The organism is Pandoraea pneumonica, assembly GCF_049918595.1.
Classification (GTDB): domain Bacteria; phylum Pseudomonadota; class Gammaproteobacteria; order Burkholderiales; family Burkholderiaceae; genus Pandoraea; species Pandoraea pneumonica_A.
Genome location: NZ_JBNCRZ010000003.1, coordinates 345389 through 368942, shown reverse-complemented (window position 1 = coordinate 368942; position 23554 = coordinate 345389). Strand labels below are relative to the sequence as shown.

General features: G+C 62.3%; 17 protein-coding genes, 1 tRNA gene and 1 pseudogene. 14 read left to right on the top strand and 5 right to left on the bottom strand.

Annotated elements, in window-relative coordinates; genetic code table 11:
* Positions 1-27 precede the first annotated feature (27 nt).
* A complete protein-coding gene (locus ACPWR9_RS14175) occupies positions 28-693 on the bottom strand; it encodes a tetratricopeptide repeat protein (RefSeq protein ID WP_426298557.1) in 666 nt (221 codons plus the stop codon).
* A gap of 321 nt (positions 694-1014) precedes the next feature.
* Here ACPWR9_RS14175 and cysS point away from each other — a divergent pair, with 321 nt between their 5' ends.
* The 8 genes from cysS to ACPWR9_RS14135 all read left to right on the top strand — a co-directional run bounded on the left by cysS (position 1015) and on the right by ACPWR9_RS14135 (position 10073).
* Positions 1015-2418, top strand: coding sequence for a cysteine--tRNA ligase (gene cysS, locus ACPWR9_RS14170; protein ID WP_426298555.1), 1404 nt, complete (start codon positions 1015-1017; stop codon positions 2416-2418).
* 24 nt (positions 2419-2442) lie between these two features.
* Entirely contained in the window at positions 2443-3600 is a 1158-nt protein-coding gene (locus ACPWR9_RS14165; protein ID WP_426298553.1) for a hypothetical protein, read from the top strand.
* A 154-nt stretch (positions 3601-3754) separates the two neighbouring features.
* Complete coding sequence (locus tag ACPWR9_RS14160; protein WP_150678668.1) at positions 3755-4723, top strand: acetyl-CoA carboxylase carboxyltransferase subunit alpha; 969 nt, start codon at positions 3755-3757, stop codon at positions 4721-4723.
* 148 nt (positions 4724-4871) lie between these two features.
* Positions 4872-6251, top strand: coding sequence for a tRNA lysidine(34) synthetase TilS (tilS, locus tag ACPWR9_RS14155; protein ID WP_426298551.1), 1380 nt, complete (start codon positions 4872-4874; stop codon positions 6249-6251).
* 335 nt (positions 6252-6586) lie between these two features.
* Positions 6587-7837, top strand: coding sequence for an aspartate kinase (locus ACPWR9_RS14150; protein ID WP_426298549.1), 1251 nt, complete (start codon positions 6587-6589; stop codon positions 7835-7837).
* Between the two features lie 313 nt (positions 7838-8150).
* A tRNA-Ser gene (locus ACPWR9_RS14145) sits at positions 8151-8244 on the top strand.
* Positions 8245-8367: 123 nt separating this feature from the next.
* Positions 8368-8709, top strand: coding sequence for an FKBP-type peptidyl-prolyl cis-trans isomerase (locus tag ACPWR9_RS14140; RefSeq protein WP_150678665.1), 342 nt, complete (start codon positions 8368-8370; stop codon positions 8707-8709).
* A 131-nt stretch (positions 8710-8840) separates the two neighbouring features.
* Complete coding sequence (locus ACPWR9_RS14135) at positions 8841-10073, top strand: MFS transporter (protein ID WP_174987747.1); 1233 nt, start codon at positions 8841-8843, stop codon at positions 10071-10073.
* A gap of 322 nt (positions 10074-10395) precedes the next feature.
* Here ACPWR9_RS14135 and ACPWR9_RS14130 read toward each other — a convergent pair.
* Positions 10396-11106 (bottom strand): annotated as a pseudogene (locus ACPWR9_RS14130) (aspartyl/asparaginyl beta-hydroxylase domain-containing protein); the annotation flags it as partial.
* Positions 11107-11436: 330 nt separating this feature from the next.
* On the opposite strand from ACPWR9_RS14130, the gene ACPWR9_RS14125 reads away from it, so the two are divergent.
* The 5 genes from ACPWR9_RS14125 to ACPWR9_RS14105 all read left to right on the top strand — a co-directional run bounded on the left by ACPWR9_RS14125 (position 11437) and on the right by ACPWR9_RS14105 (position 18218).
* Positions 11437-13371 (top strand): extracellular solute-binding protein, encoded by a 1935-nt coding sequence (locus ACPWR9_RS14125; RefSeq protein WP_426298547.1) that lies wholly within the window; start codon positions 11437-11439, stop codon positions 13369-13371.
* A 32-nt stretch (positions 13372-13403) separates the two neighbouring features.
* Positions 13404-14459 carry a microcin C ABC transporter permease YejB gene (locus tag ACPWR9_RS14120; protein ID WP_426298546.1) on the top strand — a complete coding sequence of 352 codons (1056 nt, stop codon included), beginning with the start codon at positions 13404-13406 and terminating at the stop codon, positions 14457-14459.
* A gap of 37 nt (positions 14460-14496) precedes the next feature.
* A complete protein-coding gene (locus tag ACPWR9_RS14115) occupies positions 14497-15582 on the top strand; it encodes an ABC transporter permease (RefSeq protein ID WP_426299362.1) in 1086 nt (361 codons plus the stop codon).
* Positions 15579-17174, top strand: coding sequence for an ABC transporter ATP-binding protein (locus ACPWR9_RS14110; RefSeq protein WP_426298545.1), 1596 nt, complete (start codon positions 15579-15581; stop codon positions 17172-17174). Before ACPWR9_RS14115 ends, ACPWR9_RS14110 begins: the two co-directional genes overlap by 4 nt.
* Before the next feature lie 309 nt (positions 17175-17483).
* Entirely contained in the window at positions 17484-18218 is a 735-nt protein-coding gene (locus ACPWR9_RS14105) for a C40 family peptidase (protein ID WP_426298543.1), read from the top strand.
* A 133-nt stretch (positions 18219-18351) separates the two neighbouring features.
* On the opposite strand, the gene ACPWR9_RS14100 is transcribed toward ACPWR9_RS14105, so the two are convergent.
* A complete protein-coding gene (locus tag ACPWR9_RS14100) occupies positions 18352-19407 on the bottom strand; it encodes a patatin-like phospholipase family protein (RefSeq protein WP_426299360.1) in 1056 nt (351 codons plus the stop codon).
* Between the two features lie 384 nt (positions 19408-19791).
* Here ACPWR9_RS14100 and ACPWR9_RS14095 point away from each other — a divergent pair, with 384 nt between their 5' ends.
* Complete coding sequence (locus ACPWR9_RS14095; protein ID WP_426298541.1) at positions 19792-20847, top strand: Fe(3+) ABC transporter substrate-binding protein; 1056 nt, start codon at positions 19792-19794, stop codon at positions 20845-20847.
* A gap of 109 nt (positions 20848-20956) precedes the next feature.
* On the opposite strand, the gene ACPWR9_RS14090 is transcribed toward ACPWR9_RS14095, so the two are convergent.
* Complete coding sequence (locus ACPWR9_RS14090; RefSeq protein WP_426298539.1) at positions 20957-21991, bottom strand: tetratricopeptide repeat protein; 1035 nt, start codon at positions 21989-21991, stop codon at positions 20957-20959.
* 153 nt (positions 21992-22144) lie between these two features.
* Positions 22145-23407 (bottom strand): transcription termination factor Rho, encoded by a 1263-nt coding sequence (rho, locus tag ACPWR9_RS14085; protein WP_042115527.1) that lies wholly within the window; start codon positions 23405-23407, stop codon positions 22145-22147.
* Positions 23408-23554: the final 147 nt, after the last annotated feature.

Genomic DNA, 23554 nt, shown 5'->3' with positions numbered 1-23554 from the left:
GGGTGTCTGTGACTACGCGAGCGGCAATCAGTTGCCCGACTTGCCGACATTCTTCAGCGCGGCGTCGTCGCTAGGCTTCGCGGGCGAGGGCGTTTGCGCGACCGGCGCGGCACGTTGCGGTGCCAGCATGTCGGCGAGTACCTTCTCGCGGGCCGAGACGCGTGCCGTCGGCGAAATCTTGAGTGCCTTCTGATAAGCCTGCTGCGCGAGCTTGGCGTAGACGTCGCCGAGGTTCGAATACGCTACTGCGAAGCTCGGGTTGTTGCGGATCGCGCTTTCGAGCGCGGCACGTGCCTTGTCGTACTCGCCCGTTTGCGCATACAGCGCAGCGAGATTGTTGTACGGCTCCGGCAGTTCCGGGAAGTCTTGGGTGAGCGCGGTGAAGGCGTCGATGGCCTCCGGCGTGCGGCCCATTTCCATGAGGATGCGTCCACGCGTGAAGCGCACTTGTGCGTCGCGCGGATATTGCTTGAGGTGCTCGTCGCTCTTCGCGAGGGCGTCGTTGAACTTACGCGCTTCGACGAGCTTGTTGATGGCCGATTCGCTGGCCTGTTGCGGCGTTTGCAGCGGCGCGGGCGGCGGCGGATCGATGATGGCTTGTGCGCCGGCAGGCAGCGCAAACAGGGCGCTGGCGACGCCGAGCGTCACGCCCGCGAGCGTGAGGGCGTGGGCATGACGACGGGCAGCATTCATGGTGAGAGCGCTCGCGCGCAGGCGGGAAAGAAGGCGCGTTGCATTGCGCGAAAGGGACCGGCTTCGTTGCGTCATGGTGGGTGCTTGGGATACCTGAGAGGTGCGCAAGAGATGCTATACTCGGCCGCATTCTAACAAAACACCTGCGCCCGGCCTGCGCCATTTGTTCCGATGGCGGCTGATACGGTTCGCAGGTTCGTTTTTTCTACCGCACGGCGCGCAGCCCGCCTCGCGATGTCGCTCCCGCCCGCACGTGTCGAAACGTGCCCGGAGGCATCGTCGCAGCGCCCGGCGCTGTCTCGCCCGGTCAAGCACTTATCTATGGATTCACTCCGCGTCTACAACTCGCTCGCGCGAGACAAACAGCCGTTCGTGCCCCTCGTTCCCGGCGAAGTCCGCATGTATGTTTGCGGTATGACCGTGTACGACTACTGTCACATCGGCCATGCGCGCGTGATGGTGGTGTTCGACATGGTGCAACGGTGGCTGCGCACGCTCGGCTACCGCGTGACCTATGTTCGCAACATCACCGACGTCGACGACAAGATCATCAAGCGTGCCGTCGAGAACGGCGAAACGATGCGCGAGCTGACCACGCGTTTCATTGCGGCGATGCATGAAGATGCCGACGCCCTCGGTGTGCAGCGCCCCGATCACGAGCCGCGCGCGACCGACTACATTCCGCAGATGGTCAACATGATCGGCATGCTGCAAAGCAACGGTTATGCCTACCAGGCCGAGGACGGCGACGTGAACTATGCCGTGCGCAAGTTCGCGAACTACGGTCAGCTTTCGGGCAAGTCGATCGAAGACCTGCGTGCGGGCGAGCGCGTTGCGGCGAACACCGCCAAGCAAGATCCGCTCGACTTCGTGTTGTGGAAGCGCGCGAAAGACACCGAGCCCGACGAATCGAAGTGGGCTTCGCCGTGGGGTGCCGGCCGTCCGGGCTGGCACATCGAATGCTCGGCCATGAGCTGCGACCTGCTCGGCAGTCGGTTTGACATTCACGGCGGTGGCGCGGACTTGCAATTCCCGCACCACGAAAACGAAATCGCTCAGAGCGAAGCGGCGACCGGCGAGACGTTTGTGAACTACTGGCTGCACAACGGTTTCGTGCGCGTGGACGACGAGAAGATGTCCAAGTCGCTCGGCAACTTCTTCACCATTCGTGAAGTGCTGGCGAAGTTCGATGCAGAAGTCGTGCGCTTCTTTATCCTGCGCGCGCAGTATCGCAGCCCGCTCAATTACAGCGATGCGCATCTGGACGATGCCCGCAGCGGCTTGACGCGCTTGTACACCGCGCTCAAGGATGCGCGCGGCGACGGTGCGCCGCTCGATTGGAATGAACCGTTTGCGCAGCGCTTTGCCGCGGCGATGAACGACGATTTCAATACGCCTATCGCTATTTCGGTGCTGTTCGAACTCGCTGGCGAAATCAACAAGCAGCGCGATCCGGTGCTCGTGCGTCAAATGCTCGGGCTGGCCGGTACGCTCGGTTTGCTCGAACGCGATCCGCAGACGTTCCTGCAAGGGGCGGCGGGTGCCGACGAGGCGGGTGATGCGGATGCACTGCGTGCATCGGTCGAGGCGCGCATCGAAGCGCGGGCTCAGGCTAAGCGCGATCGAAATTTCGCAGAAGCCGATCGCATTCGTGCCGAGTTGCTGGCCGAAGGCATCGTGCTGGAAGATCGTCCCGGAGGCGCCACCGAATGGCGTCGTGCCTGAGCGCGGCGTATCGAGGCGAATCTCATGGTGACTCGTAAATCCGTAGCCACGAAGGCTGCGACCCAAACCGCCACGACCGGGCGCGCCGCGAAGGCCACCCGGCCCGCGGCCAAGCGCGCCGGTGCTGCGCCCGCCAAGGTGACGAAGGCGGACGGCAAGGCGCGCAAGGTCGATGGCAAGGCGGGCGCGAAGACCACGGCGGGTAAGTCTGGCGTGGTCACGACTAAACGCGCCAGCAGTGGTAATGGTGCGGCGGCGACTGCCGAGAAGCTCAAGAAACCGACGAAGGCCGTTGCGGGTACCGCTCGCAAGGTGCCGGTCAAGACGGCCAACGCCGATACCTCCAGCAAGCCTGCAAAACCTGCATCGCCCGCTAAGTCGACGCGTGCCGTCGGTTCGGCAGCGAAGGGCAATGGTGCTGCTGGCGCCGCTACCACGCGCCGCGTGATCGCCAAGCGCGACGGCGAAACGCGTATCGTCACGCCGGAAATCGCCCGTATCGAAACCGATGTGGTGGAGCAGGCCGTCACCGGTGTGGTGCCGCTGCCGGTGGCCCCCGGTGCGACGCGTCCCGACTTCTGGGATCAGGCTTGCGCCGATCTGATGCGACGCGATCGCATCCTCAAGAAACTCATTCCTCAGTTCGGCCCGGCGCATTTGACCGGCCGCGGCGAGCCGTTCGTCACGCTCGCGCGCTCGATCGTCGGCCAGCAAATTTCGGTGAAAGCGGCGCAAGCCGTGTGGGACCGCGTGGTCGCCATCTGCCCGAAGCTCACGCCGGTGCAGTTCATCAAGGCTGGGCACGACGCGCTCGCCGGTTGCGGGCTGTCGCGCCGCAAGGCCGAGTACATTCTCGATCTGGCCACCCACTTCAAGTCGGGCGCATTGCACGTCGATGCGTGGGCGAGCATGGACGACGAGGCCGTGATCGCCGAGCTGACCGGCATTCGCGGCATCGGCCGCTGGACGGCCGAGATGTTCCTGATGTTCAACCTGTTGCGCCCCGATGTGCTGCCGCTCGACGACGTCGGGCTCATCAACGCCATCAGCGTCAACTACTTCAGCGGCGAGCCGGTCACCCGCAGCGAAGCCCGCGAAGTGGCCGCCAATTGGGAGCCCTGGCGCTCGGTGGCCACTTGGTACATGTGGCGAAGTCTCGAACCGGTGCCCGTCGAATACTGATTGTTCCGCTTAGGACGTATAATCCGCGTCCAATTCCGTCTCATTAGTCATTGCCGGTGTCTATTGTTGGCCAAGAAATGATGAAAGTTGTCTATCTTGGCCGGGTAATCGTCGCCGGCGGTACAATACGCTGCCGCATTTCCGGGGAAACCTGATGAAGAACACCTTTTTGGATTTTGAACAGCCGATCGCCGAACTCGAAGCGAAGATTGAAGAATTGCGCTTCGTGCAAGACGATTCTGCCGTCGATATTTCCGAAGAGATCGAGCGCCTCTCTAAGAAGAGCCAGCAGCTCACCAAGGACATCTACACGAACCTGTCGCCTTGGCAGGTTTCGCAAATCTCGCGTCACCCGCAGCGTCCTTACACGCTCGACTATGTGCGCGACATCTTCACCGACTTTCATGAGCTGCATGGCGACCGGACGTTCTCGGACGACCACGCCATTGTCGGCGGCATGGCCCGCTTCAACGGGCAGGCGTGTATGGTCATCGGTCACCAGAAGGGCCGCGACACCAAGGAGCGCGCCATGCGCAACTTCGGTATGCCTCGCCCCGAGGGTTATCGCAAGGCCATGCGTTTGATGAAGATGGCCGAGAAGTTCGGTCTGCCGCTGTTCACGTTTGTCGACACGCCGGGCGCTTACCCGGGTATCGATGCCGAAGAGCGCGGTCAGTCGGAAGCCATCGGTCACAACCTGTTTGTGATGGCCGAGCTCAAGACGCCGATCATTACCACGATCATCGGTGAAGGCGGCTCGGGCGGTGCACTGGCGATTGCCGTGGCCGACTCGGTCTCGATGCTGCAATTCTCGACGTATTCGGTAATTTCGCCGGAAGGTTGCGCGTCCATTCTGTGGAAGAGCGCGGCCAAGGCGCCGGAAGCCGCCGAAGCGCTGGGTCTGACGGCTCACCGCCTGAAGGCACTCGGCCTGATCGACAAGATCATCAACGAACCGCTCGGCGGCGCGCATCGCGACCCGCTCGGCATGGCGGGCATGCTCAAGCGTGCGCTGGCCGATTCGTTGCGCCAGTTCCAGGGCATGAGCCACAAGGAACTGCTCGAACGCCGCTTCGAGCGCATGATGGGCTATGGCAAATTCAAGGAAGCCGGCGCCAAGTAAGACGTCGCCCGGCGCATCGTCACCGCTGGTGGCGATGACGCCTGGCGCTACACCGCCCGTGTCCTCCTCGCCGCACACCGCTGCCGCGTTCGCATCTGCCCGATGCGACGCGGCAGTTGTTCATGTAGACGTCGCTTTGCGCGTCGCGTTGGCGCACGCTTTCGCGCTGTCCGATCTCGCCGCGCCACGGCTTGCGTTAGCCCTGAGCGGCGGCCTCGATTCGATCGTGCTGCTCGACGCGCTCGCGCATTGGGTGCAAGCGCGGCGTGATGCCGGTGAGCCGGTGGCGCAGCCGCTCGCTATCCACATCCATCACGGACTTTCCGAACACGCAGACGAGTGGCTCGCAACCTGCGAGCGGGAAGCGCGTCTGCGCGGTTTTGTGTTCGAGGCGCGTCACGTCGAAGTGCCTCGTGATGCCCGTCAGGGGATAGAAGGTGCGGCACGCGCCGCGCGCTACGCGGCGCTGGCCGAGTGCTGTGCGGCGCACGGCATTGACGCACTGCTTACCGCGCATCATGCGAACGATCAGGCCGAAACGGTGTTGCTGCAAATGCTGCGCGGCGCCGGACTGCCTGGCGTTGCCGCGATGGCTTCAGCGGGTGCGCTACCCGTGGCTTCGCACGTTATGCTGCTTCGCCCGCTGCTCGATGTGTCGCGCGAGACGATGCAGGCCTACGCGAAGGCGCGGTCGTTGTCTTGGGTGGAAGATCCCTCGAATCAGGACCGCCAGTACCTGCGCAATGCGCTGCGTCACGACGTCATGCCCGCCATTGCCGCGCATGTCCCGGCGTATCGCGAGACGCTTGCGCGGTTCGCCCGCCACGCGGCACAAGCGCAGTCGCTGCTCGATCAACTGGCGCAAATCGATTTCGACGCGGCGCATGTCGCGGGGGCGGGTTTGCAGCGCAGTCGATTGCAAGGGCTCGATGTGGCGCGTCTGGCAAATCTGCTGCGCTATTGGGCCACCCGCGAAGGGCTTGCTGCGCCGTCAGAGGCTCGGCTCGACGAGTGGGTGCGGCAGATTCGCGATGCGCACGCCGATGCGTCGCTCACGTTGCCGCACGGCGATGCGGTGTTGCGTCTGTATCGCGATGTTCTGCAATGGACGCCGGTGTACGACGCGGCCGATGACGACTATGCGGCCGACGACGTCGCGCTGCATTGGTCGGGTGAGCGCATCTGGTCGCTGCCGCAATGGCAGGGCAGTGTGGTGTTTGCGCCGGTGATCGATGCCGATGCGGGCGGCATGGCGGGCATCGTGGGCATCCCCGAAGCGGTGTTGCGCAAGCAACCGCTAATCGCCCGCGAGCGGGCAGGCGGCGAGCGCTGGCGCGAACGTCGTGATGGACATTCGCGTTCGCTCAAGCATTGGTATCAGAACAAAGGCGTGCCCGCGTGGCAACGCCATGTGCCGATCATCTGGCAGGGATCGCATATCGTGTTCGTGCCACGTCTTGGCATCGATGGCGCGGCCTTGTGTGCCGATGGTCCGCGCTGGCGAATGACGTGGCGCGACGAGGCGTGAGTCGCTTCGACGTCTGCGCGCCGTAGTGCTGGCGCACAAACTCGTACTCGCTGACGTCGAGTGCGTCCTCGCCCCACCTACCACACGTGCCGTTATCTCCGCCCTTGATCCGTCTGTACGGCATATCCCATCGCAACGCCCGTAATTGGCGGCACAATCTGCTGCCGGATGCGGCACATGAGGCGCTTGACGGTGCAATCTGCGCCAAACCGGCTCATGCGCGATACATTCGTGCGATAATCAAAAGTTCCGCGAATCGAAACGTCATCGATACCTCTTCCAAGGTATCCGCGCAGGATTCATAAACGGTTTTAAATCAATGTGTTAGCAATGTTATGGCTCTGATCGTACACAAATACGGCGGCACGTCGATGGGCTCGGTGGAGCGCATCAAGAATGTCGCCAAGCGCGTGGCCAAATGGCATAAGGCCGGTCACAAGATGGTGGTGGTGCCGTCGGCAATGTCCGGCGAAACCAATCGTCTGTTGGGTCTGGCCAAAGAGATTTCGGCCGAACCGGATCCGCGCGAACTCGACGCGATTGCCGCCACAGGCGAGCAAGTGAGCGTTGGCCTGCTGGCGATTGCCCTCAAAGAGCAGGGCGTCGACGCCGTGAGCTACGCCGGCTGGCAAGTACCGATCAAGACCGACAGCGCACACACCAAAGCCCGCATCTCGGAAATCGACGACGCTCGCGTGATGGCCGATCTGAACGCCGGCCGCGTGGTGGTGATTACCGGCTTCCAGGGCGTCGACCCGAACGGCAATGTGACCACGCTGGGCCGTGGCGGCTCGGATACCTCGGCCGTGGCCGTGGCAGCCGCCCTGAAGGCTGACGAGTGCCTGATCTACACCGACGTGGACGGCGTGTACACGACCGACCCGCGTGTGGTCGACGAAGCGCGCCGCCTCGACAAGGTGACCTTCGAAGAGATGCTGGAAATGGCCAGCCTCGGCTCGAAGGTGTTGCAGATCCGCTCGGTGGAATTCGCCGGCAAGTACCAAGTCAAGACTCGCGTGCTCTCGAGCTTGACGGATCCGATGATTGCGCTCGACGAAGAAGCGCGCTCGGGCACGCTGATTACTTTTGAGGAAGACGAACAAATGGAAAAGGCCATCATTTCGGGTATCGCATTTCAGCGCGACGAGGCCAAGATCACCGTGCGTGGCGTGCCGGACCGCCCGGGCATCGCTTACCAGATCCTCGGCCCGATCGCCGACGCGAACATCGATGTCGACATGATCATCCAGAACCAGAGCGTGGACGGCAAGACCGACTTCACGTTCACGGTGCCGCGCGGTGACTTCCAGCGCGCCATGTCGCTGCTGCAAAACGACGTGCAAGGCCACATCGGCGCCGCAGAGGTGTCGGGCGACCCGAAGGTCTCGAAGGTCTCGATCGTGGGCGTGGGTATGCGCTCGCACGTCGGTATCGCCAGCAAGGCATTCCGCACGTTGTCGGAAGAGGGTATCAACATCCAGATGATCTCCACCTCGGAAATCAAGATCTCGGTGCTGATCGACGAAAAGTACATGGAGCTCGCCGTGCGCGCGCTGCACAAGGCTTTCGAACTCGATCAGGCGTAAGTCGTCAGCACGTCGCTCGCTTAGGCGCGTGACGTGTGCGTTATTCGATAGGGCGAGTGACATCGACGCACTCGCCGTATCGCGAAGTGTTTGAATCGGCAGTAAAAAATCGCGTCGGATTTTGGTGAGCCGGATGCGGCGCGAAACGACATTGCGGTGTCGTGATGCGGGGAAAACTCCCCGTACGTGGCGAAAGCATGACAGGTGCGCAAAAAAAGTTGGATTTTGATGCGCATAATGTTTGACGGCACGCGGAACACTAGGTAATATCACGCCTTCGTTACATCACCTCCCTGATGTGACGACAAGTTTGGGAGACGTGGCCGAGAGGTCGAAGGCACTCCCCTGCTAAGGGAGCATCTGGGCCAAAACCTGGATCGAGGGTTCGAATCCCTCCGTCTCCGCCAAGTCGCCTTGGCGGAACACCCCCGGCTCTTCGCGGAGAGCCGGGGGTTTTTTCTTTCCCGAGTTCGCGCGTTGGCGATACCTCGCGCGTCGATTTCTTCCCCCCTCTTCGAGCGAGAACCACGATGTCGATCATCACTACCGATTCCGGCCTGCAATACGACGACCTCCAAGTGGGCGACGGTGCAGAAGCTACCCCTGGCCAGACCGTGACCGTTCACTACACCGGCTGGCTTACCGACGGCAAGAAGTTCGATTCCAGCAAAGACCGTAACGACCCGTTCGCCTTCGTGCTGGGCGGCGGCATGGTCATTCGCGGTTGGGATGAAGGCGTCGCCGGCATGAAGGTCGGCGGCAAGCGCAAGCTCATTATTCCGGCCGAACTGGGCTACGGCGCACGCGGCGCCGGCGGTGTGATTCCGCCGAACGCGACGCTGGTCTTCGAGGTTGAACTGTTGGACGTCTGAACCATCGAACGCCGTATCTGACCGATACGGTCGATGTCACAGACACCCCCGGTGCCTCGCAGGCGCCGGGGGTGTTGTCTTTTACGTGTGCCATCGTCATGAGCGTTGGACACACAAAGGAGCCTTACGAGGTGTCTCACTCAGCAACTCCTGTTTCACGATTCTGGTTTCCCTTCTCGCTGGTGCTCTTCGAGTTCGCGGTCTATATCTCGAACGACATGATCATGCCCGGCATGCCGCTGGTGACGCGCGAATTCGGTGCGTCGGCGGAAATGACCACCTTGGCGCTGACCGCCGCTATGCTCGGCAACGCCAGCTTGCAATGGCTGCTCGGCCCACTTTCCGATCGCTTCGGACGCCGACGCGTTTTGCTCTCGGGTCTCACGATGTTCGTGCTCGCGTGTTTTGCGATGCACTTCGTGCAAAGCATGCCGCAGTTCATCGCGCTGCGTTTCCTGCAAGGCATGGGCTGCTGCTTTGTGCTGACCGTAGGCTATCCGACCGTGCATGAAGCGTTCGAAGAGAAGACGGCCGTGCGTGTGATGGCGCTGATGGCCAACGTGTCGCTGCTCTCGCCGTTGTTCGGTCCGCTCGCGGGCGCGGCCGTCGTGTCGTTCTGGCCGTGGCGCAGCATCTTCTGGCTGATTGCGCTGGTGGCGGTGGCGTCGTTCATCGGGCTGTATCGCACGATGCCGGAGCTCTCGCGCTTCGACCGTAACTCGCTCAACGCCAAGACGCTGTGGGCCGGTTACAAGCTGCCGCTCTCGAGCGCGCGATTCTGGCGCGGTGCGGTGCTCACGGGGGTGGCGATCACGCCGCTGCTCTCGTGGATTGCGCTGGGGCCGGTGTTCCTGATCGAACGCGCCGGGTTATCGCAGATGCACTACGCGATGTTGCAGGTGCCGGTGTTCGCGGCGCTGATTCTTGGCAACGTGTTGCTCGCGCGTCAGGTGGGGCGCTGGTCGAATGGCCGTCTTCTCGCCACCGGCGTTGCTGCGATGCTGATCGGTGCCGCAGTGTCGCTCGTGGGCACCGCCATTCTCGCGCCCGGATATCCGGCGCTGCTCGTCGGGACGTCGTTGCACGCGTTCGGCATGGGCATGAGCTACGGCGTGGTCTATCGGCAGTCGCTGTTTGCCGTGGATAGCCCGAATCGCGCAACGGTCGCGGGCATGCTCAGCATGATTACGATCGTGGCCGCCGTGATCGTGATCGAAGCCATGAAGGTGGCGTATCTGCACTTCGGTGATGCGGCACTCGGCATTGGTGCGATGATGGCCGCTGCACTAGTGGCAGTGTTGGCCGCGAACTTCGTGCCGCCGCCCGCGCAAGACGTGCTCGCGCAACCGGGACGTCAGACGTAATCGGAAGCACGGCAGGCATGCGATGACGTTACTGCATCGATGTCGCAAAAACAAAACGCCAGCGAAAGCAATTTCGCTGGCGTTTTTTTATCGGCGCTCGGCGCGCGATTCCAGACGGCTACCCGTGCGTCCGCTCGTTACTCGAAGCCTCGGCGTGTTCCGCATGTTGCGCGTCGGCGTCATTCGCAGGCGCTGTGCGCGGTTTGTTGGCAGGGGGAGGTGTCGCGCCGGGTGCCAGTGCGCTCGCCGCAGCGGGCGCTGGGGCCATAGCAGGCGCCGCTTCCGCAGGGCTGCTACCGCCACCCACCGGCGCGCCGTCCGCGTAGTAATCACGTTCCCACTTCTCGTGATTCGTCTTGGCTTGCTGCAACTCGGGTGTGAGCGGTGCAAAGGCGAGCAGCAGGCGGTTGAGCCACGACACCGGCACCTTGCAGGGGCGCTCGAAATCCACGAACAGCACCACGCGCGTCTCGTCGGTGTCGTTGTGCACCTCATGCGGATAAGCGTCGTCGAAGATCACTGCGCGATTCGCCTGCCACACGTAGCGCTGCCCATTCACTTCGATCCAACACTGCTCGCGCTCACGCGGCACCTTGAGGGCAAGGTGAAGCCGCAGCACGCCGTTATAGGGGCCGCTGTGCAAAGGGATTTGCTTGCCCGGCGAGAGGATCGAGAAGAACGCGGTGCGCAGGCCCGGGATGCCGTCGAGTGCCGCCGCCGTGGCAGGGCACCGTGCAAGGTTCCGTTCGGCACGCATGCCGTAGCCGAGAAACACGAAGGTCTGCCACTGGTGGTCTTGCGTGATGGTGGCAACGTCCGGCGAGATCTCATGGAAGGCAGGCAGACGTCCCGGGGTGGCGAGCACCGCTTCGAGTTCCTTGGTGATTGCAGGCGCCTGCGCTTCGAGTGCGCCCACCCACGGGAACAGCGCGTTGTCGAAGATGGGCCGGTCACCGACCAGTGAGCCTCGGGCAATGCGGCGTTGCGCGGCTTCAACACACTGGAAAAAAAACTTGGCAAGCCAGCGCGGCAGGGTACGGTTGGGGTTCTGCACAGGCGATCGTGTGGCACTCAACGGCGGCCTCCAGGGCGGAAACGGGGGAACCTGTCCGGCGCATATGTGTCTCGGATAGCGGCATACTTACCGGGCTTTTGGGTACAATTGTCGCGCGGTCCGGCCCTATCGCCAAGCCTCGCGGGGAAATCCCTGCGACAGACGCGTTACGGGAGGTTACGGCACAAAGGCGCTTGTGTGCATGCCACACGCCTCACGATGCCGATGGATCGAAGGGGAGGGGGCAGGTGTGTCACGCCCCGGATAAGTGGGTGCACGCCATGTCGCATCGACGATGACAGGAGACGCATGAACGCGCGAACGACTCAGCATCCACGCACGGCCGACGATGTATTGCCTCGGCGACCCGTGACTCTCAAAGCGTTTTTTGCTGCGGTTGTGATCGCGTTGTTAATGAGTTTCGGCCTGAGCCCCGCCGCCCACGCCAAATACGCCATCGCGCAATACGGCGAGCCGAAGTACCCGCAGGGCTTCACGCACTTCGATTATGTCAACCCCGACGCCCCGCGCGGCGGCACGCTCACGCTGGCCAACCCCGACCGGCGCACCAGCTTCGATAAATTCAATCCGTTCACGCTGCGCGGTTCGGCCCCAGCGGGTGTTGCCAGTCTCATGTTCGAGACGCTGGGCATCGGCAGTGGCGACGAGCCGGCGACGGTCTACGGGCTGCTCGCGGACGACATTGCCGTCGCCCCCGATGGCATGTCGGTCACGTTCCATCTGAACCCGGCAGCGCGCTTCAGCAACGGTGATCCCGTCACGGCGCAGGACGTCAAGTATTCGTTCGATACGCTCATCAGCCCGCAAGCAGCACCCGGCTTCAAGGTGATGCTCTCCGACGTGAAGGGCGTGACAGCGCTCGACAAAAGCCGCGTGCGCTTCGACTTTCGCCGCATGAGCCCCGACTTGCCGCTGCTGGTGGCGGGCGTGCCGGTGTTCTCGCCGAAGTGGGGCGTCGGCCCTGACGGCAAGCGTAAGCCGTTCGATGCGCTGACCTTCGACACGCCGATCGGCAGCGGCCCGTATCTGATCGAGTCGTACGACGGCGGGCGCCGCATCACGTTCAAACGCGATCCGCATTACTGGGGCGATAACCTGCCAGTGCGGCGCGGCACCTTCAACTTCGATCGCATCGTCTACAAGCTCTACACCGACGACATCGTGCGTCTCGAAGGCTTCAAGGCGGGCGAGTTCGATGCCATCACCGAGTATCGCGCGCGCAGTTGGGTGCGCAGCTACGTCGGCAAGCGCTTCAAGAGCGGCGAGTTGGTCAAGCGCGAGTTCGGCCATCACAACGCCGCGGGCATGCAGGGTTTCATTCTCAACACGCGCCGCCCGATGTTTCAGGATGTGCGCGTGCGTCGCGCCCTCGATCTGGCGCTCGACTTCGAGTGGCTCAATCGTCAGCTGTTTTACGACCAGTACCAGCGCATTTATAGCTACTTCACCAATAGCGATCTCGCGGCGCGTGGCATGCCCACGCCGGATGAGTTGAAGCTGCTGGCACCGCTGCGCGCCAAGCTCGACCCGGCCGTGTTCGGCCCGATGGTCGTGCAGCCAACCACCACGCCACCCGCGAGCCTGCGTGAGAACTTGCGTCAGGCGCGCGAATTGCTCGCCCAAGCCGGTTGGACCTATCGCGACGGCGCATTGCGCAATGCCAAGGGTGAGCCTTTCGTTTTCGAGTTCATCGACGATGGCGGTTCGATGGGGCCGGTCGCGACGGCGTATGCGCGCAATCTGGCCAAGCTCGGCATCACGCTGAATTTCCGCACGAGCGACTTCGCGCTCTATCAGAAGCGCATCGAGACGTTCGATTTCGACATGATTTCGCTGCGTTTTCCCGACTCGCAAATTCCGGGCACGGAGTTGATCGATCGCTTCGGCAGTCAGTCCGCGAGCGTCGAAGGCTCGGACAACGTCATCGGGCTGAAAGACCCGGCCGTCGACGCGTTGGTTGCAGCACTCGTACGTGCGCACACCTACGAAGACCTCGAAGCTGCCGCCCGCGCACTCGACCGTGTGCTCTCGCACGGCTACTACATCATTCCGCACTGGTTCTCGTCGACGCATCGCATGGCGTACAAGAGCTACCTGCGCTTTCCCGACACGCTGCCGCTGTACTACACCGCCGATGGCTGGCTCATCGCGATGTGGTGGGATTCGCGCGTGGGCGCGCAGAAAGCGGCCACCGATCCACGCGCGCCGGCTGGCCGCGACTGAACGCCGGGTACTTACAGGAGCTGTCTCCCACTATGTGGTCCTACATCCTCAAGCGCCTGCTCATCATGATTCCGACGTTGCTCGGCGTGATCACGCTGACGTTCGTCGTGATCCAGTTCGTGCCCGGTGGTCCTGTCGAACAAGTGCTGCTCGAAATCAAGCATCGCGGCGGTGGCGGTGAAGCGAGCGGCGGGGGCAGTGGCAACAACTATCGCGGGCGCAATGGCGTCGATGCGCAACAGCTCGCGCAGATCAAGGCGCTCTACGGCTTCGACAAAACGCCGATGGAGCGCTACTGGCTCATGCTCAAGCGCTTCGCGCAGTTCGATCTCGGTCAGAGCTACTTCCATCATCAAAGCGTGTGGTCGCTGATCGTCTCGAAGCTGCCGGTGTCGATCTCGCTCGGGCTATGGACGTTCTTTCTGACGTATCTGATATCGGTGCCGTTGGGCATCGCCAAGGCGGTGGGCAACGGCTCGCGCTTCGACACGCTGACCAGTCTGGTTGTGCTCGTGGGCTACGCGATCCCGGGCTTCGTGCTGGGTGTGCTGTTGCTCGTGTTGTTCGGCGGCGGCACGTTCTGGCAAGTGTTTCCGCTGCGTGAACTGGTCTCCGATAACTGGAGCGAGCTGTCGTGGCCCGCGAAGATTACCGACTATCTGTGGCACATCACGCTGCCGGTGACGGCGTCGGTCGTGGGCAGTTTTGCCGTCGTGACCATGCTCACCAAGAACGCGTTCCTCGACGAAATCCGCAAACAGTACGTGCTGACCGCGCGTGCGAAAGGGCTCTCCGAGCGCAAGGTGCTGTTCAAGCACGTGTTCCGCAATGCACTCATTCCGCTGATTACCGGCTTTCCTGCGGCGTTTATCGGGGCGTTCTTCGCAGGCAGTCTGCTTATCGAGACGCTGTTTTCGCTCGACGGGCTGGGGCGGCTGTCGTTCGAGTCGGTGCAGCGCCGCGATTATCCGGTCGTACTCGGCTCGCTCTATCTGTTCACACTGATCGGACTCGTGACCAAACTCATCTCCGACCTGTGCTACGTGCTGGTCGATCCGCGCATTCAATTCGACCGACTGGAGCATTGACGTGAACCGATCCGACACGCCATCGCCGCGTCCGTCGCTGCCGCCTGCTGCGGCCCCCGCTTACCCATCAAGTCGTGCCTACTCGCCACGCTGGCGCGTCTGGCGGCGCTTTCGCAGCGAACGGCTGGGCTACTGGAGCCTCGTCGCGTTCGTCGTGCTGTTCGGCATCAGCCTGTTTGCCGAAGTGCTTTGCAACGACAAGCCGTGGGTCGTGCGCTACGAGGGGCAGTGGTATTTCCCGCTGGTGAAGACGTATCCCGAACTGACCTTCGGCGGCGACTTCCCCACACCGACCGACTACCTCGATCCGTTCATCGAAAAGCGCATTCGCTCGGGCGACAATTTCGCGATCTATCCGCCGGTGCGCTACAGCTACGACACCATCAACTACTTCGCGAAGGTGCCTAACCCGGCGCCGCCGTCGTCGGAGAACTGGCTCGGCACGGACGATCGCGGGCGCGACGTGTTCGCGCGGCTGCTCTATGGCTTCCGGTTGTCGGTGGTGTTTGCGCTGGCGCTCACCATCTCGGGCACGTTGCTCGGCATTTTGGCGGGGGCAGTGCAGGGCTTTTATGGCGGACGCATCGATCTGACGCTGCAACGACTCATCGAAATCTGGGGCTCGCTGCCGGAGCTGTATCTGCTCATCATCTTCGCGTCGATCTTCGAGCCGCAGTTGTGGCTGCTCTTCGTGCTGCTGTCGCTGTTCGGTTGGATCGGGCTATCGGATTACGTGCGCGCCGAGTTTCTACGCAATCGACAACTCGATTACGTGCGCGCGGCGCGGGCGATGGGGCTGTCGAACTGGCAGATCATCCGGCGGCACGTGCTACCGAACAGCATGACGCCAGTCATCACGTTTTTGCCGTTCCGCATGAGCGGGGCGATTCTCGCGCTGACCAGTCTGGATTTCCTCGGGCTTGGGGTGCCGCCGCCGACGCCGAGCCTCGGTGAGCTGCTGAGTCAGGGCAAGGCGAATCTCGATGCGTGGTGGATCTCGCTCGCAACGTTCGTCGTGCTTGTGCTCACGCTGTTGTTGCTCACGTTCATGGGCGATGCGTTGCGTAACGCGCTCGACACGCGCGTGGCCGACAAACAGGCCGCTGCCGGGGGGGTAATGTGAGCGCGCCCCTGCTGAGTATCGAAAACCTGTCGGTGCGCTTTGGCGACACCGAGGTGGTGAAGGACCTGAGCCTTGCCATTGGGCGCGGCGAGCGTGTGGCCCTCGTGGGTGAGTCGGGTTCGGGCAAGAGCGTGACGGCGCTGGCGATTCTGCGGCTGTTGCAGGATGCGCAGATGGAAGGAAAGATTCTGCTCGATGGCGTGGATCTCGCCTCATTGCGCGAGCGCGAGATGCGTGCGCTGCGCGGTAACGACGTCGCGATGATCTTTCAGGAGCCGATGACCGCGCTCAATCCGCTCTATCCGATCGGCGAGCAGATTGCCGAGGCGCTGGAGTTGCACGAAGGTTTGTCGCCGAAGGATGCCAAGGCACGCGCCATTGCGCTGCTGCGCCGCACGGGCATTCCCGAGCCGGAACGCCGCGTGTCGCACTTTCCCCATGAGCTGTCGGGCGGTCAGCGTCAGCGCGCGATGATCGCGATGGCGCTGGCGTGTCATCCGAAGCTGCTGCTCGCCGACGAGCCGACGACGGCGCTCGATGTCACCATCCGCGCGCAGATCATGGAGCTGCTGCTGGAGTTGCAGCGCGACGCCGCCGAGAAGCGCGGTATGGCGGTGCTGCTCATCACGCACGATTTGAATCTGGTGCGCCGATTTGCCGAGCGTGTGGCGGTGATGGAAAAGGGCGTGCTCGTGGAGTGTGCCGACACGGAGACGCTGTTCTCGCAGCCGCAGCATCCGTACACGCAGAAACTGATTAACAGCCGCCCGCAGCGCGAGATTCATCCGGTGCTGCCGATTGCGCCGGTGTTGCTCGAAGCGAAGGGCGTGACGGTCGATTATTCGATAGCGCAACCGGGCATGCGTGGCTGGTTCAAGCGCGGGGCATTCCGTGCCGTGCATCCGGTGGATCTATCGCTGCGGCAGGGCGAGACGCTGGGCGTGGTGGGCGAGTCGGGGTCAGGCAAGTCGACGCTGGCGATGGCGCTGCTAGGCTTGCAGCGCGCAAGCGCGGGACAGATCGAATTTCTCGGCGAGCCGCTGGCCAGTTATCGCGGCACAGCACAGCGCACGTTGCGCTCGCATATGCAGATCGTGTTTCAGGACCCGTACGGATCACTGTCGCCGCGCATGACCATCGAAGAGATCGTCGGCGAAGGGTTGGCGCTGCATCGGCCGCAACAATCGGAAGCGGATCGCCGTGCGCGGGTCGCCGATGTGCTGCGTGAGGTGGGCATCGATTCGCGTGCCATGTCACGTTATCCGCATGAGTTCTCGGGCGGCCAACGGCAACGCATTGCCATTGCGCGGGCGTTGGTCGTCGATCCGCAGATTCTTGTGCTCGACGAGCCGACCAGTGCCCTCGACGTGTCAATTCAGCAGCAGGTGCTCCATCTGCTCGCTCAACTTCAGGTGAAGTACAACCTGAGCTACCTCTTTATCAGCCACGATCTGGCGGTCATGCGCGCCATGGCGCATCGGGTGTTGGTGTTCAAAGATGGGCATCTGGTGGAGCAGGGCGATACGGAATCAGTATTTTTTGATCCGCAAAACGATTACACCCGGGAACTGGTCGCGGCTGCCATGTTGTAGTGAGGCGATCTGGCGTGACACGGCGGCGAAACATCGGCCAACGTCACGAAACGTCGGCTAAATCACAAGGGCTTGATTGTTAATGAAAATTTTTTCATTGAACTGATTGTTTTTTTCTATTACCTTTTGACATCGTGTGACGTTCACATTACTATCGCGTACCAATTAAGTTGAATATTCAACGAGTTAACGTAAGCGGAAGCGGCAAGCCGAAGCGAAGGTGACTCCGAGGTATGCGACTCAGCACCAACGAAGTTGCACTTGAAAGAGCGACACATCGGCCTTCCGACACCCTCAACCCGGCGACCAATGCAGACGAAACCTAAGCGCACCCGCAAGACACTCCTTCTCGCGTTCACTGCCGCTGGGCTCGTCACCGCCTCGTTGACGGCAAAGGCTGACGACTACAACAACGGTCCTTCCGCCGCCGCCCGTGCCGCCGCTGCTGCCATTCAGGCCGCTTCGCAAAATTCCCAAGCTTCCCAATCGGCTTCGACGAGCAACTCCGCTGCGTCGATGTCGGCCATTTCCGGCAGCGATGTGCCGATGGCCGCCGTGGAAGAGTCGCGTGTGCAACGCGCCCAGAAGCTGCTCTCGAATGTGACGGACAAGGCATCGGACGTCGTACTCGGCGCGCTGAACTACATCGGCGTTCGTTATAAGTACGGTGGCAACACGCCGGATAGCGGTCTCGATTGCAGCGGCTTCGTGCGCTACGTGTTCCAGGACACCCTCAATTTCATGCTGCCGCGCCGCTCGGAAGAAATGAGCCAGGTCGGTGAGCGCATTGCCAAGACCGACTTGAAGCCGGGTGATCTGGTGTTCTTCAACACCATGCGCCGCAGCTTCTCGCACGTCGGTATCTATATTGGCGGCGACAAGTTCGTGCATGCCCCGGCCACCGGCGGCAAGATTCGGGTGGAAACGTTGAGCGAATCGTATTGGTCGGCCCGCTACAACGGCGCGCGTCGCGTCGAGACGCTCAAGGCCAGCGCGGATCTGTCGCGCGTCGAGCAGATCTTCAAGAACGATCACCCGATGTAAGTTCTGCCTGCCTGTCTGCGTGACAGGTGGTGCAGCAAAAAGAAATGCCGCCCTTCGAAGGCGGCATTTTTTATTTCCGGCGCGCTTGGCGTGGGTGGCGCAGGCGGGTTGAGGCCCGCCCGCGCCGCAGCGATCAGCGTGCGGCTTGCTGGGTGCCGTTGGCGGCTTGCGCCTGCGCTTCGGCAATCTTGCGCTGGATCTGCGGCCACATCTGCGAGACGGCTTCCTCGCCCGCCAGAATGGCGCGGTTGCGGCCCTGGAAGTCCGATGCACCCATCTTGGCCAGCGACGGGCGAATGACCACGTCGGCGTTCTTCTCCAACTCGTACTGCTTGATCGACTGGCCCATGATCGTGAACGTCTGCATCAGGATGTCGAACTGGCCTTGCGTGGCTTGCACGGTCGGATTGGCCGAGATGTCCACGGCAATCACGAAGTCGGCACCCATCTGGCGCGCGTACTCGGCCGGGACCGGGGCGACGAGGCCACCATCGACGTAATCGCGGTTGCCGATATGCACGGGTTCGAACACGCCCGGCACGCTGCTGGAGGCGCGCACGGCTTGGCCGGTGTTGCCACGGCGGAACAGGATCGGCGCACCGCTTTGCAGGTCGGTCGCCACGATGCCGAGCTGACGCGGCATCTGTTCGATCGGACGGTCCTTGAGAATCTTGTTGACGTACGACTGGAGCGCCTCGCCACGCAACATGCCGCGCGAGCGGAACGGCATCGTCCAGTCGCTGATCGAGGCTTCGTCCATGGTCGACGCCAGGCGGTTGAGCTGGAAGCCGTTCAGGCCCGAGGCGTACATCGCGCCCACGACACTGCCCGCGCTCGTGCCGACGACGATGTCGGCGTGAATGCCGCGGGCTTCCAATGCCTTGATCACGCCCACATGTGCGAAGCCGCGTGCAGCGCCACCACCGAGTGCGAGACCGATCTTCAGCGGACGCACGACCTTAGGCGGCGCGATCGGCGCGGTGGGCGTTGTGGGGGTCTGGGCGAGCGGTGGCGTCGGTGTGGTGGGCGTCGCCGGGGCATTGCCACCGTTGGCACTGACATCGACGGACGGGGCGCTGGCGCAACCGGCCAACACGGCGGCCACGGCCAATGCTGCAAGCGTGGGGCGCACACGGCGCAGGGTGTGAAACAACGGCAACAAGGGGAGAACTCCAACAGGGCAGGACAGGCGCGTACGGCGGCGAGTGCGCCGACGCGCAATTTTACGGCGATTGGAGCCTCGCGAGTACCGTTCGGTTCACTTTTGGTGGGGAAACTCGACGTGCGTTGACTTTCCGGTGGTGCGATCAAGGCGTTATGGAACCTTCTCTCACAGCGACCGTCTTATCTGGCGCAACACATCACATTCCCCACCTGTTTCATCCTCCCCTGCGCTGCCCAGTCCGCACGATTTCACTTCGGAGTTGGTGAACATCGAAACAAATGCGAATGAGAATCATTTGCTTTGAAATCAATATTTCATTATCCTGTTCCTTTGTGCAAAACCGTCTGTGGCGGTTTTGATCGATTCGAATCACATTCCACGCTCACTATTTCTCCGGGGGAACTGCCCATGAAGGCGACGACGATCGGCAAACTGACGCGACTGACGGTGCTCGGCGCCGCGATGACCGCGGCATTCGGCGCACAGGCCGATACCGACAAGGTGCTAAATCTGTACTCGGCACGTCACTACCAGACCGATGAACAGCTCTACGGCACGTTCACCAAGCAAACCGGCATCAAGATCAATCGCATCGAGGCTGATGATGCGGCATTGCTGGAGCGCCTGAAGGGCGAGGGCGCGAAGAGCCCCGCCGACGTCATTCTGATGGTCGACGCTGCCCGTCTTGCCAAGGCTGACGAGGCAGGCCTCTTCCAGCCGGTGAAGTCCGCCACGCTCGACGCACGCATTCCCGCCAAGCTGCATGCCGCCAGCACGAACAAGGGCACCGATTGGTATGGCTTCTCGACGCGCGCTCGCGTGATCGTCTACAACAAGGACAAGGTCGACCCGAAGACGGTGGCGTCGTATGAATCGCTCGCCGATCCGAAGCACAAGGGGCAGGTATGCACGCGCTCGGGCTCGCACCCGTACATGTTGTCGCTGGTCGGTGCGCTGATCGCGCGTGACGGTGCGGCGGCGACGACGAAGTGGGCGGAAGGCATGGTCGCGAACTTCGCCCGTGCACCGCGCGGCGGCGATACCGATCAGATCAAGGCTGTTGCCACGGGGGAATGCGGCGTCGCGCTGGCCAACTCGTATTACTACGTGCGCATGGCGCGCTCGGATAAGCCGGAAGACAAGGCGCTGATGTCGAAGGTCGGTTTCCTGTGGCCGGATCAGGCCGGGCAGGGCACGCACGTGAACGTCGCCGGGGCAGGCGTCGCGAAGCACGCGCCGAACCGCGATAACGCCGTGAAATTCCTGGAATACCTCGCCAGCGACGAAGCGCAGCAGTACTTCGCCAACGGCAACAATGAGTGGCCGGCCGTGCCGACGACGAAGGTCGATAACCCGGCGCTGGCGTCACTCGGCGACTTCAAGGCCGAAGCGGTGCCCATCGGCACCATCGCGAAGAACCTGCCGGAAGCCCAGCGCATTCTCGATCGCGCAGGCTATAAGTAAAGCGACGGCGCGGCGTGGTTGACGCGTCGCGAAGTCGGCATGGACAAAGGGCGCCGGATGATCCGGCGCCCTTTGTTTATGGCGTGTCGGTGTGACGCGATGCGAGTGCTTAGTCGACTTCTTCGTCGTCGTCGCCCGGTTGGTACATGTGATAGTCACCGGTCGCGTAGACACCCTTGTAAGGCGTCTGCGATTCGTCGTCAGGGTCGAGCGGGTGCGTCTCGACGATGCGCAGCGAAGCGCGCACTTGCGGCGGCTCGCACTCGGCGATCAGGCGCAAGGCGTCTTCCTCGTTTTCGGCAACCACGTCGTACGTGGTGACGAACTCCGGTGCCGGGCCGTCGGGATCTTCATCTTCGAGCGGCTCGTACCATTGGCCTTCGACGATCAGGTGCATGGTCTTGGCAGTGTCCGATTGCTCGCCACGCGCGGCGCGCAACGACCACAGAACAAGCTCGCTCCACTTGTAGAGCTGCACGGCGTCCAACGCGGTGGCCAGCGCCTTGGCGTCGTCGCCCGACTGCTTGTAGGCGAGCGACAGTTCCGCGTAGACATCCGCCATCGACTCGTTGCTGCCTTCTTCCTCGCCTTCGGCGTTGTGTAGGGCGTTGAAGGTATCGATCGCCGCCTTGGCATCACCCTGCGCATTGAACAGATGCATGCGCAATGCGATGGCAGCTTCGACGAAGGCATGGCCGTTATGCGCCAGATACGGGCTCTCGAAGACCCGGTCGAGACGTTGATGCGCCGCCTCACGGTCGCCGTTGCGCGACAGGGCGTTGGCGTGGTTGAAGTCGATGATGACGATGTCTTCGTCGGGGGCGGTGTTGCCAGCTGCGTCGTAGGCTTCGAACGCGGCGGGGAATCGGTCGAGGTCGGCGCGGTAATTGCCAAGCAGTTGCCACAGGCGCCAGACGTTCGGGGTACCGGCTTCGGCTTGGGCAACGCCGGCTTCGAGCACGGTCACCGCTTGTTCCATCTCGTCCATTTCGGCATACGCGGCTGCCTGAATCTCGTAGCCGCTGAGCTGCTTCATCGATTCGAGCCGTTTGCCGATTTCCAGTGCAGACTCGGGGTCCCCGGCCTCAAGGTGGTTAGCCGCTTCGGCTATCAGGTCGTTCGACAGATCGTCTTGGTCAGACATGGCAGATTCTCCGTGGGGGCGAGGGGGATGGCGCCCCATCTTATAACAGGCTCCGTGACAGCCCGAAGCGTGTCGGGGAGGTCGCGGAATGGCAGAGCGAAAAAAAAGCCGCGACCGGTGTCGCGGCTTTTTTACGTGATGCGCGGGGGAGGATTAACCGCCGCGGCGCATCAGGTCGAAGAACTCGGCGTTGTTCTTCGTCTGCTTGATCTTGCCAAGCAGGAATTCCATTGCTTCGGCCTCGTCCATGTCGTAGATCAGCTTGCGCAGCACCCAGATCTTTTGCAGGATCTCGGGCTTGATCAGCAGCTCTTCGCGACGCGTGCCGGACTTGTTCAGGTTGATCGACGGGTAGACGCGCTTTTCCGCGAGACGACGCTCGAGGTGCACTTCCATATTGCCCGTGCCCTTGAATTCTTCGTAGATCACGTCGTCCATGCGGCTGCCGGTTTCGATCAGTGCCGTGGCGATGATCGTGAGCGAGCCACCTTCTTCGACGTTACGGGCTGCGCCGAAGAAACGCTTCGGACGTTGCAGCGCGTTGGCATCCACACCGCCGGTCAGCACCTTGCCCGATGCCGGGATCACGGTGTTATAGGCGCGTGCCAGACGCGTGATCGAGTCGAGCAGAATGATCACGTCCTGCTTCATTTCGATCAGGCGCTTGGCCTTCTCGATCACCATTTCAGCGACCTGCACGTGACGCGTGGCAGGTTCGTCGAACGTCGAAGCGATCACTTCGCCCTTCACCGAGCGCTGCATTTCGGTCACTTCTTCCGGGCGCTCGTCGATGAGCAGCACGAAGAGCTTGGCTTCCGGGTGGTTGGTGGCAATCGCGTGTGCAATGTGTTGCAGCATCACGGTCTTACCCGACTTCGGCGAGGCCACGAGCAGACCGCGCTGGCCCTTACCGATCGGGGCAATCATGTCGATGATGCGGCCCGTCACGTTCTCTTCACCGCGAATATCGCGCTCGAGCAGCAGCGGCTTGTTCGGGTGCAGCGGCGTGAGGTTCTCGAACATGATCTTATGTTTCGAGGCCTCGGGCGGGTGGTCGTTGACCTTGTCCACCTTCACGAGCGCGAAATAGCGTTCGCCGTCCTTCGGCGTGCGCACTTCCCCTTCGATCGTGTCGCCGGTATGCAGGTTGAAGCGGCGGATCTGCGACGGGCTGATATAGATATCGTCCGTGCTGGCCAGATACGACGTTTCAGGCGAGCGAAGGAAACCGAAGCCGTCCGGCAGCACTTCGAGCGTACCGTCGCCATAGATGGTTTCGCCGGTCTTTGCGCGCTTCTTCAGAATGGCGAACATCAGCTCCTGCTTGCGAAGGCGGTTGGCGTTCTCGATTTCGAGACCGTTCGCCATTTCTAGCAGCTCGGAGACGTGCTGGGACTTTAGTTCGGATAAATGCATACGGAGGTGCCGTCCGTTGGACGACAAGTGAAGGATCAGGGAAAAGTGAGCGAACGCTCGAAGAACTTTGGGATGCTTTCTGGCGGATTATATAGCAAGCAGCGCGCGGCGCAAGCGTGGCGCCGTCTGCCTGGTGCCGGGGTGTCG